The 11,268-nt window shown below is 66.1% G+C and carries 11 protein-coding genes and 3 tRNA genes; 13 read left to right on the forward strand and 1 reads right to left on the reverse strand.

All coding sequences use genetic code 11. From position 1 onward, the window contains the following. Positions 1 to 534 precede the first annotated feature (534 nt). A tRNA-Val gene (locus ACS8YF_RS08065) sits at positions 535 to 609 on the reverse strand. Positions 610 to 729: 120 nt separating this feature from the next. Here ACS8YF_RS08065 and ACS8YF_RS08070 point away from each other — a divergent pair. The 13 genes from ACS8YF_RS08070 to ACS8YF_RS08130 all read left to right on the forward strand — a co-directional run. Beyond that, on the forward strand, positions 730 to 1,812 hold the full coding sequence (locus tag ACS8YF_RS08070) for a DegT/DnrJ/EryC1/StrS family aminotransferase (RefSeq protein ID WP_440849703.1): 1,083 nt from the start codon (positions 730 to 732) through the stop codon (positions 1,810 to 1,812). A gap of 61 nt (positions 1,813 to 1,873) precedes the next feature. Then, positions 1,874 to 1,949: transfer RNA gene (locus ACS8YF_RS08075), tRNA-Ala, on the forward strand. A 6-nt stretch (positions 1,950 to 1,955) separates the two neighbouring features. Then, a tRNA-Glu gene (locus ACS8YF_RS08080) sits at positions 1,956 to 2,031 on the forward strand. Between the two features lie 142 nt (positions 2,032 to 2,173). After that, a complete protein-coding gene (locus ACS8YF_RS08085) occupies positions 2,174 to 3,526 on the forward strand; it encodes a UDP-glucose dehydrogenase family protein (protein WP_440849704.1) in 1,353 nt (450 codons plus the stop codon). Positions 3,527 to 3,571: 45 nt separating this feature from the next. Continuing rightward, positions 3,572 to 3,934 carry an FmdB family zinc ribbon protein gene (locus tag ACS8YF_RS08090; RefSeq protein ID WP_440849705.1) on the forward strand — a complete coding sequence of 121 codons (363 nt, stop codon included), beginning with the start codon at positions 3,572 to 3,574 and terminating at the stop codon, positions 3,932 to 3,934. A 125-nt stretch (positions 3,935 to 4,059) separates the two neighbouring features. Next, entirely contained in the window at positions 4,060 to 5,865 is a 1,806-nt protein-coding gene (aspS, locus tag ACS8YF_RS08095) for an aspartate--tRNA ligase (protein ID WP_440849717.1), read from the forward strand. A 133-nt stretch (positions 5,866 to 5,998) separates the two neighbouring features. Continuing rightward, a complete protein-coding gene (gene glyA / locus ACS8YF_RS08100; protein ID WP_440849706.1) occupies positions 5,999 to 7,288 on the forward strand; it encodes a serine hydroxymethyltransferase in 1,290 nt (429 codons plus the stop codon). Positions 7,289 to 7,318: 30 nt separating this feature from the next. Beyond that, complete coding sequence (nrdR, locus tag ACS8YF_RS08105; RefSeq protein ID WP_440849707.1) at positions 7,319 to 7,825, forward strand: transcriptional regulator NrdR; 507 nt, start codon at positions 7,319 to 7,321, stop codon at positions 7,823 to 7,825. After that, the gene (gene ribD / locus ACS8YF_RS08110) at positions 7,822 to 8,949 is read left to right on the forward strand and encodes a bifunctional diaminohydroxyphosphoribosylaminopyrimidine deaminase/5-amino-6-(5-phosphoribosylamino)uracil reductase RibD (protein WP_440849708.1); all 1,128 of its coding nucleotides are present in this window, start codon (positions 7,822 to 7,824) and stop codon (positions 8,947 to 8,949) included. The genes nrdR and ribD overlap by 4 nt, the downstream gene beginning before the upstream one ends. 4 nt (positions 8,950 to 8,953) lie before the next feature. Next, positions 8,954 to 9,547, forward strand: a complete 594-nt coding sequence (locus ACS8YF_RS08115; protein ID WP_440849709.1) for a riboflavin synthase — start codon at positions 8,954 to 8,956, stop codon at positions 9,545 to 9,547. A gap of 210 nt (positions 9,548 to 9,757) precedes the next feature. Next, positions 9,758 to 10,237, forward strand: coding sequence for a 6,7-dimethyl-8-ribityllumazine synthase (gene ribH / locus ACS8YF_RS08120; RefSeq protein WP_440849710.1), 480 nt, complete (start codon positions 9,758 to 9,760; stop codon positions 10,235 to 10,237). Positions 10,238 to 10,244: 7 nt separating this feature from the next. Beyond that, positions 10,245 to 10,778: a transcription antitermination factor NusB gene (gene nusB / locus ACS8YF_RS08125; RefSeq protein ID WP_440849711.1), complete on the forward strand. Its 534-nt coding sequence runs from the start codon at positions 10,245 to 10,247 to the stop codon at positions 10,776 to 10,778. A gap of 10 nt (positions 10,779 to 10,788) precedes the next feature. Beyond that, positions 10,789 to 11,268: thiamine-phosphate kinase (locus ACS8YF_RS08130; RefSeq protein WP_440849712.1), on the forward strand; the 480-nt coding region annotated here is incomplete at its 3' end.

Consider the following 11,268-nt stretch of genomic DNA (forward strand, 5'->3'; position numbering starts at 1 on the left):
AAACACCGTGCCAGCGAACCGTCGATTGAATGGGGCAAGCTTATCCCAGTAGAAGTCATGTTGAGTGCCGACGCCGAGCACGAAATGCAGCGTGGCCAAATATGTGTATAGACACGCTTTAGCTTGGGCAGCAGTAATCGGTGAAAGCGATTGAGCCCGCTACGGGGCGCGGTTCGGTCGCCGGTCAGTTCGGGCTGGGCCCGGTGTTTTCCGCAAAAGGGCGCCTTGGTCATCGCCAAATGGCGACAGTCAATGCCGAGTTGATCCCGGCTAGACGATCGTATTCAAGTAGGCTGTGCTTTTGGGCAGCACTCGAACACCGTTGGTAATGCGCGCGTGACAAAGCGCCAGCGAGCTTTTGAAGCCTGCTTCTTTTTAGTCAGTTCCGAATCGCTAAGCAGTGGCTCCGCGGATTGCAGCGTTTTGTCCAATGCAACGAATACGGCAAACGCCGATGAAGGTGCAAAACCAGTCCCTCACTGCGCCCCAGGCAAAAAAAGGGGCCAAGCGGATCGCTTAAGCCCCTGTTTTATCTGGTGGGCGGTACTAGATTCGAACTAGTGACCCCTGCCGTGTGAAGACAGTGCTCTACCGCTGAGCTAACCGCCCGAGGACGCGCAGTTTATCCGCGCTTTTTCCGGCGGTCAACGTATATCGCCTGCGTTCAGCGGGGCCGATGCTAGACTCCCCGCGGGTTGGCAACAGTTTCCGGGCTTCGGGGTGGCCGTCATGCAGTTGATCGATCTTCAGGCGCAGTATCGGCGCATCAAGGCAGAGGTGGATGCGGGCATCCATGCCGTGCTCGATCATGGCCGCTACGTGAACGGCCCGGAAATCGAGACGCTGGAGCGGCGGCTGGCTGAATACACGGGGGCAGCGCACTGCGTGGCGCTTTCCAGCGGCACCGATGCGTTGCTGGTGACCCTGATGGCGCTGGGCATCGGCACGGGGGACGAGGTGATCACGAGCCCGTTCACGTTTATCGCCACCGGCGAGATGATCGGCCTGCTGGGCGCGACGCCGGTATTCGTGGATATCGATCCGTCGACCTACAACATCGATGCCAGCCGCATCGAGGCCGTCATCACGCCGCGCACCAAGGCGATAATGCCGGTGAGCCTGTTCGGGCAGATGGCCGATATGCCGGCCATCAACGCCATCGGCGAGCGCCACGGCCTTCCGGTGATCGAGGATGGTGCGCAAAGTTTCGGTGCGACGTTTGCCGGGCAACGCTCGTGCGGCGCTTCGCTATTGGCGGCGACCTCGTTCTTCCCGGCAAAGCCGTTGGGGTGCTACGGCGACGGCGGGGCGGCGTTCACCACGGATGCCGATCTGGCCGAACGCATGCGTCAGTTGCGCAATCACGGACAGACGGCGCCTTATCACCACCCGATGCTTGGCATCAATGGCCGGCTCGATACGCTGCAGGCAGCGGTCCTGCTGGCCAAGCTGGACGTGTTCGACGATGAGGTCATGCGCCGGGAGCGTGTGGCGGCGCGTTATCGAGAGGGGCTGGCCGGGCATGTCGTCACCCCGGTACTCGATGAGCGCGCCACCAGCGTGTATGCACAGTACACCCTCCAGGTCGACGATCGCGATGTCGTTCGCAGCCGGCTCGACGCCGCCGGCATTCCGAGCGCGGTGTATTACCCGGTGCCGCTCAATCGTCAACCGCCGCTGTATTCGGATGCGCCGATGCCCGAATCGGATGCGGCCGCCGGGCGCGTGCTCAGCATTCCGATGCATCCCTATCTCGACAGCGCGGATCAGGATCGCGTGATCGAGGTGCTGATCTCGGCCGTACAAAAATAATCAAGCGGAGGGTTGGCAACGGCGGATCGCGTGTCTATAATGCGCCGCTCGCAAGGTCATCGGGGCCATAGCTCAGCTGGGAGAGCGCAACACTGGCAGTGTTGAGGTCGGCGGTTCGATCCCGCCTGGCTCCACCAAAGTCAGTCCCCATCGTCTAGAGGCCTAGGACACTGCCCTTTCACGGCAGCGACAGGGGTTCGAATCCCCTTGGGGACGCCATTTTCGTCAATGGCCAAAGGCCGCAAGCCGCAGGGTTTGCGGCCTTTTTTTGTGCGCATTGCGCGTTCGCTTCATTGTCGATAAAACCCATACTGGCGAACCGTCCAACTGCTTTCCCGCCTACTCAGCACAAGGGGTCATCATGCGCATCACGATCTTCGGCACCGGTTACGTCGGCCTGGTCACCGGGGCATGCCTGGCCCACAGCGGCAATCATGTGGTGTGCGTGGATATCGACGAAGACAAGATCGCGCGGCTGACGCGCGGTGAAATCCCGATCTTCGAGCCGGGGCTGGAAGCGCTCGTGCACGAAAACGTAGACGCCGGCCGCCTGCGTTTCACGACCGACGCCGCGGCCGCCGTCGAGCATGGCATGCTCCAGTTCATCGCTGTGGGCACGCCGCCGGACGGGGATGGCAGCGCCGATCTCAAGTACGTGCTCAAGGTCGCCGAGACGATCGGCCAGCACATGAACGATTATCGGCTGGTCATCACCAAGTCGACCGTGCCCGTGGGTACCGCCGACCGGGTGCGCGAACAGCTGGCCAAGGCGATCGCCGCGCGCGGCGTGACGGTGGCGTTCGACGTGGCCTCCAACCCGGAATTCCTCAAGGAGGGGGCTGCGATCGACGATTTCATGAAGCCCGATCGCGTGGTGGTGGGCGTGGACAACGAGCGCGCGGCCGATCATCTGCGTGCCCTGTATGCGCCGTTCAATCGCCAGCACGATCGCACCATGGTGATGGATCTCCGCTCGGCCGAGCTGACCAAGTACGCGGCCAATATCATGCTGGCGACCAAGATCAGCCTGATGAACGAACTGTCGCAGGTGGCCGACCGGCTCGAAGCCGATATCGAGCAGGTGCGCAAGGCGATAGGCGCCGATCATCGCATCGGCTATCACTTCATCTACCCGGGCTGCGGTTTCGGTGGCTCCTGTTTCCCCAAGGACGTACGCGCGCTGGCGCACACCGCGGCCAAGATCGGCTACGACACCGAGATCATCAACGCCGTCGAGCGCGTCAACAACCGTCAGAAGACGGTATTGTTCGACAAGCTGCACGCGCACTTCGGCGGCGACCTGGCCGGCAAGACCATTGCGCTGTGGGGCCTGGCGTTCAAGCCGAATACCGATGACATGCGGGAAGCGCCGGCCTGTACCCTGATGGAAGCGCTTTGGCAGGCCGGCGCCACGGTGCATGCCTTCGATCCCGAAGCGATGGAGGCGACGCGCCGCATCTACGGGGCGCGCGATGATCTCGTGCTTTGCCGGAACGCCGAGGAGGCCGCCACGGATGCCGATGCGCTCGTGCTGGTCACCGAGTGGCATATTTTCCGGACGCCGGACTTCAACGACTTGGCGCGGCGCATGCGGCAGCCGGTATTGGTCGACGGCCGTAACATCTACAAGCCGTCGTATGTCGCCGCCGCGGGTTTTTCGTATTACGGCATCGGACGCTCCGCCGCCTCTGGCGCATTGCGCGCGGTGGGATAGAATACGCCGCGTTTCAATCCGACGATTGGCACTGGGAGCCCGGAAATGCCGATTTACGAATATGTGTGTACGAATTGTGGTGAGCCGCTGGAGAAGCTGCAGAAGCTGTCCGATGCGCCGCTGACCGATTGTCCGGCCTGTGGCCAGGCCGCGCTCAAGCGCAAGGTCTCGGCCGCGGGTTTTCGTCTGGCCGGCGGCGGCTGGTACGAGACCGACTTCAAATCCGATAATCGTCGCAACGTCACCGGCGACGGCAATGCGTCGAAGCCGTCTTCGGCCGGCGAATCGTCGAGTGGCGGCGCATCGTCCGGCGGCGAGTCGAAATCCGCGGATGCGGGCAGCAAGGCGAGCGGCGAGTCGAAAAGCGCGAAACCGGCGCCCAAGTCGTCGAGCGCCGGTAGCGATTGATGCCGGGGGCGAGCCGCGCCTGCCAAGCGCGCGGCTCGAGCCGAATTATTCACGCCGGGCTACCGGCCGGGGCCGGGCTCTTGGTAGACTCGCGCTCTTTTGCGAGGCTTGAGGCGCGCGCCATGATGCGATCCCACTACAGCGGCGAAGTCACCGCCGCTGCGATTGACAGCGAAATCACCGTCTGCGGCTGGGTGCACCGGCGCCGCGACCATGGCGGGGTGATCTTCGTGGATCTGCGCGATCGCAGCGGGCTGATCCAGGTCGTGTTCGATCCCGACGAGGCCGAAACCTTCGCCGCCGCCGAGCGCCTGCGCAGCGAATACGTGATCAAGGTCACCGGCCGCGTGCGGGCGCGCCCGGAAGGCACGGTCAATGCGAATCTGGCCTCGGGCGAGATCGAGGTCTACACCACATCGCTGGAAGTCCTCAACGCCTCCGAAACGCCGCCGCTCCAGCTCGACGAGACCGAGACGGTCGGCGACGCCGCGCGCCTGCGCTATCGCTATGTCGAGCTGCGCAAGCCGCGCATGCAGCGCCATATGCAGTTGCGCGCGCAGGTCACCCGCGCCGTGCGTCACGCGCTGGACGATCTCGGCTTTCTCGATATCGAAACCCCGATCCTGACCCGCGCGACGCCCGAAGGCGCGCGCGACTATCTGGTGCCGAGCCGTACCCAGCCGGGGCATTTCTTCGCGCTGCCGCAGTCGCCGCAGCTGTTCAAGCAGCTGCTCATGGTCGCCGGCATGGACCGCTATTACCAGATCGCGCGCTGCTTCCGCGACGAGGATCTGCGCGCCGACCGCCAGCCCGAATTCACCCAGATCGATATCGAGGCCTCGTTCGTCGATGCCGACGACATCATGGGCATCAACGAACGGATGATTCGCCAACTGTTCGACGACGTGCTGGGGGTGAAACTGCCCGACCCGTTCCCGCGCATGCCCTACGCAGAGGCCATGCGGCGCTTCGGTTCCGACAAGCCGGACCTGCGCATCGACCTGGAGCTGGTCGACATCGCCGACCTGGTCGCGGATGCGGAGTTCAAGGTGTTCTCCGGCCCGGCCAACAGCGACACCGGCCGCGTGGCCGTGCTGCGGGTGCCGGGCGGCGCCAGCCTCACGCGCAAGCAGATCGACGGTTATACCGACTTCGTCGGCCGCTACGGCGCCAAGGGTCTGGCCTACGTCAAGATCAGCGACGTCGCCAGGGGCCGCGAGGGCATGAGCTCGCCCATCCTCAAATTCCTGTCGGACGACGCGGTCGCCGGCATCGTCGAGCGCACGGGCGCGGCCGACGGCGATCTGTTGTTCTTCGGCGCGGATGCCACGAGCGTGGTCAACGACGCGCTGGGCGCACTGCGCGTCAAGCTCGGCCACGATCTGGGCCGTGTCCAGGGCGACTGGGCCCCGCTGTGGGTGGTCGACTGGCCGATGTTCGAATACGACGAGGCCACCAAGCGCTGGTATGCCGCGCATCATCCGTTCACCGCGCCCGCGGTCGACGACCCCGAAGCGCTCAAGGCGGCGCCACACCAGGCGATGGCCAAGGCGTACGACATGGTCCTGAATGGCTCGGAGATCGGCGGCGGATCGGTGCGTATCCACTCGCCCGAGATGCAGCAGGCCGCCTTCGAGGTACTGGGCATCACGCGCGAGGAGGCCGAAGAGAAATTCGGCTTCCTGCTGGAAGCGCTCAAGTTCGGTGCGCCGCCGCATGCCGGCATCGCCTTCGGCCTGGATCGTCTGGTGATGCTGATGGCCGGCGCGGACTCGATCCGCGAGGTAATCGCCTTCCCGAAGACCCAGACCGCGACCGACCTGCTGACCGGCGCGCCGGGGACGGCCGACGCCGCGCAGCTGCGCGAGCTCGGCATCCGTCTGCGCGCCAAGCCGGCGGCCGGCGAATCCGGCGGCGACGCGGCCGGCTGAGCCGATGCTGAAGCGGGCTCGCGGTCTGCGCTAGACTAGCGGGCCCGTTACCGGGCTGAACAGGCCGGCCGCGCGCTCGCCGCGAGCGCTCGTGTGAGATTTCTTTCGTATTGTCGCAACGGAGCCTTCAACCATGTTTGATGCCGATCAGCGTATCGCCGAATTCGATCCCGAACTGGCGGCCGCCATCGCCGACGAGGATCAGCGCCAGGAAGACCACATCGAGTTGATTGCGTCGGAGAACTACACCAGTCCGCGCGTCATGGAAGCGCAGGGCTCGCAGCTGACCAACAAGTACGCCGAAGGCTATCCGGGCAAGCGCTTCTACGGCGGCTGCGAATACGTCGACGTGGCCGAAAGACTGGCCATCGACCGCGCCTGTCAGCTGTTCAACTGCGACTTCGCCAACGTGCAGCCGCATTCCGGTGCCCAGGCCAACGCCGCGGTGTTCCTGGCGCTGGTCAAGCCGGGCGATACCATCCTCGGCATGAGCCTGGATGCCGGTGGCCATCTCACCCATGGCGCCGCGCCCAACTTCTCCGGCAAGCATTACAACGCCGTGCAGTACGGTCTCGACGAAGTAACCGGCCGGCTCGACTACGACGAAATCGAACGCCTGGCGCAGGAACACAAGCCGAAGATGATCATCGGCGGCTTCTCGGCCTATTCGCGCGCCATCGACTGGGCGCGCATGCGCCGGATTGCGGATGCGGTCGATGCCTGGCTGATGGTCGACATGGCCCACGTGGCCGGCCTGGTCGCCACCGGCATCTATCCCAGCCCGTTGCCGCATGCGCATGTGGTCACCACCACCACGCACAAGACCCTGCGCGGCCCCCGGGGCGGCCTGATCCTGTCCGCGGCCGGCGATGAGAAGCTCTACAAGAAGCTCAACTCGGCCGTTTTCCCGGGTACGCAGGGCGGCCCGCTGATGCATGTGATCGCGGCCAAGGCCGTGGCCTTCAAGGAGGCGCTCGACGCCGATTTCCAGGGCTACACCCGGCGCATCGTCGACAATGCCACCGCGATGGCCGATGTATTCGTCGAGCGCGGCTACGACGTGGTCTCGGGCGGTACCGACAACCATCTGATGCTGGTGAGCCTGGTCAAGCAGGACATCACCGGCAAGGATGCCGAGGCGCTGCTCGGCAGGGCGCATATCACCGCCAACAAGAACGCCGTGCCGCGTGACCCGCGCTCGCCGTTCGTGACCTCCGGCCTGCGTATCGGCACGCCCGCGGCCACGACGCGCGGCTTCAACGTGGACGACATGCGCCAGGTCGCGACCTGGATCTGCGACGTACTCGACACCCACGCCGACGGGGGTGATGTCGATGCGCAAGTTTCGCGGGTCCGTGCGGCGGTGGCTGAACTGTGCTCGCGCTATCCGGTGTATCGCGCGGCCACGCGCGGCGCGGCCTGATATCGCGCCGCGCGAGCCGGGGCTTTTATCGTGCAGTGTCCATTCTGTGACGAACGCGCCACCCGCGTGGTCGATTCCCGCCTGGCCGCCGAGGGCAGCCAGGTGCGGCGCCGGCGGGAGTGCCCCAACTGCCACACCCGGTTCACCACGTTCGAAACGGCCGAGTTGCTGATGCCGCGCATCGTCAAGAACGACGGCACACCCGAGCCGTTCGATGTGGATAAATTGCGCCGGGGCATCACCCGGGCGTTGTACAAGCGCCCTGTCGGCCCGGAGGCGGTGGATACCGCCGTCAGCCATATCCAGCAGCGCCTGCGCGCCGATCCCGAGCGGGATGTGGCCTCGCGCAAGCTGGGTGAATGGGTGATGGACGAACTGCGCGAACTCGACCAGGTGGCCTACGTGCGTTTCGCCTCGGTGTATCGTCGTTTCGAGGACGTCCAGGCGTTCCGCGAGGAAATCGAGCGGCTGGAATCCACGCCGGGCCGCGACAGCGGCCAGCTGCCGTTGATCGATTCCGGAAAGGACTCCTCATGAGCGCGATCGAGCCCCGCCGGGCCTTGCACGCCTTTTTCATGCAGCGCGCGATGGAACTCGCGCGCCGCGGCTGGTACACGACGCGGCCCAACCCGCGCGTGGGCTGCGTGATTACGCAGGGCAACGTCGTGCGCGGCGAAGGTTGGCACCAGCGTGCCGGTGAGGGCCATGCCGAGGTGCGGGCGCTGGACGACGTACGTGCCCGCGGCAACGACCCGAAAGGGGCCACTGTCTACGTCACCCTTGAACCCTGCAGTCACAGCGGCCGCACGCCGCCCTGCACGAAGGCGCTGATCGAGGCCGGCGTCGCCCGGGTCGTGATCGGCGCCCAGGACCCGAACCCGGCCGTGAACGGGCAGGGCATCGCGGCCCTGCGCGCCGCCGGTATCGAGGTCGTCACCGGAGTCATGGCCGAGGCCTGTGCCGCACTCAACGCCGGTTTCAATCTGCGGATGGCGCAGGGGCGCCCGCGCGTACGCATCAAGCTGGCGATGAGCCTGGACGGGCGTACCGCGGCGGCCGACGGCAGCAGTCAATGGATCACCGGCGAGGTCGCGCGCGATGATGTCCATCGTCTGCGTGCGGAATCGGGCGCCGTGCTGATCGGGCACGGCACGCTGGCTGCGGACGACCCGTCGCTCAATGTGCGATTGCCGGGCGACTGGCCGCCGCCGCTGCGGGTGGTGCTGGACAGCGACCTGGCCATGCGTACGGATGCGCGCATGCTGGGCCTCGATGGCGCCACGCTGGTGGTCACGGCCAGCGAGGACAGCGAACGCCGGCAGGCGCTGGAAGCCGCGGGCGCGGAGGTCTGGGTCGTGCCGCGCGGCGACGGCGGGCTGGATTTACCGCGCATCCTGGCGATTCTCGGCGAGCGCGAGATCAACGACGTGCTGGTGGAAGCCGGGCCGACGCTGGCCGGCGCGCTCACCCGGGCCGGGCTGGTCGACGAGTTCGTGATTTATGTCGCGCCGCTGCTCATCGGGGCCAACGGCCGCGCGCTGATGGCGCTGTCCGGAACGGTCGGCCTGGACGACGCCCAGCCCCTGGTGTTCGACACTATCGAGCCGGTGGGCACGGACCTGAAGATCACGGCGCGGCCGGCGCTGTCTCAATCGGAATGACCGCATGTTTACAGGCATAGTCAAAGGGCTCGGCACGATCGTCGATCAGCAGGCCCAGGACGGCGACACCCGGCTGACCATCGATATCGGCGATACCGATCTCGGCCCCATCGCCGTCGGCGACAGCATCGCGGTATCCGGCGTGTGCCTGACCGCGACCGAGATCGACGGCTCGCGCTTCGCGGCCGACGTTTCCAAGGAAACCCTGTCGCTGACCACGCTTGGCCAGCGTTCGGTGGGTTCGTCGGTAAATCTGGAAGCGCCGCTGCGGGCCGGCGATCCACTGGGGGGGCACATGGTCGCCGGTCATGCCGACGGTATCGGCGTGCTCGAGGAAATGGTGGCCGACGCCCGCTCCTGGCGGCTGACGTTCTCGGTGCCCAGGCATCTGGCGCACTACGTCGCGCCCAAGGGCTCGGTGGCGGTGGACGGCATCAGCCTCACCGTCAACGAAGTGGCGGGCCGGCGTTTCGGCGTCAACATCATCCCGCACACCATGCACCACACCTCATTGGGCGCTACCCGTATCGGCGACCGCGTCAACATCGAGATTGATATCATCGCGCGCTACCTCGCGCGCATCGCCGGCCACGAGTAGGCGCCGCACTCCTTTCGATCCATGGCCGTTGCGACGACGCCGTGGCGATGGCCGTGCCCGGCCCGGCCGGCGGCGCAATGGGTGCCCGGCGTGCCGCGTTCGCCGGGCGTCCGCCGGGGCCCGGTCGACCGGTTGCGGCGCCGCAGGAAACGTCAACACGGCCGGGCGCTCGTGCGATAATGCGGCGCAGCCAACGGAAGAGTAGCGAGCATGCAGACCATCCAAGGAGAATTCGACGGCGAGCGCGTCAAGATCGCCATCGTATCGACCCGCTGGAACGACGATATCGTCGATCGCCTGCTGGAAGGCGCGATCGACGTCCTGACCGACTGCGGCGTGGATGACGACGACGTCATCGTGGTCAAGGTGCCCGGGGCGTTCGAGTTGCCGCTGGCGGTGGACCGGCTCGCCGATTCCGGCAAGTACGACGGCATCGTCGCGCTCGGCGCGGTCATCCGCGGCGATACGCCGCATTTCGACTACGTGGCCGGCGAGTGTGCCAAGGGCTTGTCCGCCACCGCGCTGGAATATGGCATTCCGGTCGGGTTCGGCGTGATCACCGCCGACAATGCCGAGCAGGCCGATGCCCGGGCCCAGCCCGATGAAGACCACAACAAGGGCGCCGAAGCCGCAAGTGCCGTGATCGAAATGGTCAACGTACTGCGCCAGATCGAAGTCGAGGACGAGTAACCCCACCATGCCGATTCGCGATCAGTCGCTGGGCGAAGCCGCCGGCGCCGCCGACAACGAGCCCGAGCACAACGACGATCAATTGCCGGAGCTGCCGCCGAAAATGCCGGGCGGGCGGCGTATTCGTGCCCGCATGGCCGCGGTTCAGGCGGTCTATCAATGGCGTATGTCGGGCACCGAGATTGCCGCGCTGATCGAACAGTTCGCCCGCGCCGGTCGTCTGGCCGATCTTGATCGCGAGTATTTCGAAATGGTGCTGCGCGGCGTGGTGTACGACGTCTCCGGACTGGAAAAAGCGTTCGACACGCATCTCAGCCGGCCCGCCGTCCAGCTCGACCCGGTGGAATACGCGATCCTGCTGCTGGCGACCTACGAGCTGCGCGAGTGTCCGGAGATTCCGTTCGCCGCGGTGATCAACGAGGCGACCAATCTGGCCAAGATATTCGGCGCCACGGACGGCCATCGATTCGTCAACGGCGTACTCGATGCCACCGCGCGCGACCTGCGCCCGGTGGAGGTGGCGAGGGGCCGGCGCCGCTGACGGGCGGAATATGCGCGAGTTCGAGCTGATCGGCGCGCTGCGCGAGCGCCTGCGCCCGCGCCGCGCCGATACCCGGCTCGGCATTGGCGACGATGCGGCCATCCTGGCGCCGCCGCCCGGCCACGAACTCGTGGTGACCGCCGATACCCTGATCGCCGGGCGTCATTTTCCGCAGGATACGCCCGCGGCCGATATCGGCTTCAAGAGTGTGGCGGTCAATCTCAGCGATCTCGCCGCCATGGGCGCGGATCCGGCCTGGCTGACGGTCGCGCTGGCGGCCCCCGTGCTGCGGCAGGCATGGTGCGATGCCTTCATCGACGGTGCGCGGGAGGCGATCGGGGCCCGCGATATCGACATCGTGGGCGGTGACACCACCCGAAGCGAGACGCTGGCCGTCGCCATCACCGCGCTCGGCACGTTGCCCGAGGGCAGTGCGCTGCGGCGGGATGCGGCCCGGGTGGGCGATCTCGTGGCGGTGACCGGTACGCTG

The sequence above is a fragment of the Salinisphaera sp. SWV1 genome (assembly GCF_052044155.1).
GTDB lineage: Bacteria > Pseudomonadota > Gammaproteobacteria > Nevskiales > Salinisphaeraceae > Salinisphaera.

What these genes read in the sequence shown, in the direction of transcription:
- nusB (WP_440849711.1), top strand. Translation starts at nt 10,245, where the DNA reads ATGCCGATTCGCGATCAGTCGCTGGGCGAAGCCGCCGGCGCCGCCGAC.
- ACS8YF_RS08090 (WP_440849705.1), top strand. Translation starts at nt 3,572, where the DNA reads ATGCCGATTTACGAATATGTGTGTACGAATTGTGGTGAGCCGCTGGAG.
- aspS (WP_440849717.1), top strand. Translation starts at nt 4,060, where the DNA reads ATGCGATCCCACTACAGCGGCGAAGTCACCGCCGCTGCGATTGACAGC.
- ACS8YF_RS08115 (WP_440849709.1), top strand. Translation starts at nt 8,954, where the DNA reads ATGTTTACAGGCATAGTCAAAGGGCTCGGCACGATCGTCGATCAGCAG.
- glyA (WP_440849706.1), top strand. Translation starts at nt 5,999, where the DNA reads ATGTTTGATGCCGATCAGCGTATCGCCGAATTCGATCCCGAACTGGCG.
- ribD (WP_440849708.1), top strand. Translation starts at nt 7,822, where the DNA reads ATGAGCGCGATCGAGCCCCGCCGGGCCTTGCACGCCTTTTTCATGCAG.
- ACS8YF_RS08070 (WP_440849703.1), top strand. Translation starts at nt 730, where the DNA reads ATGCAGTTGATCGATCTTCAGGCGCAGTATCGGCGCATCAAGGCAGAG.
- ACS8YF_RS08085 (WP_440849704.1), top strand. Translation starts at nt 2,174, where the DNA reads ATGCGCATCACGATCTTCGGCACCGGTTACGTCGGCCTGGTCACCGGG.
- ribH (WP_440849710.1), top strand. Translation starts at nt 9,758, where the DNA reads ATGCAGACCATCCAAGGAGAATTCGACGGCGAGCGCGTCAAGATCGCC.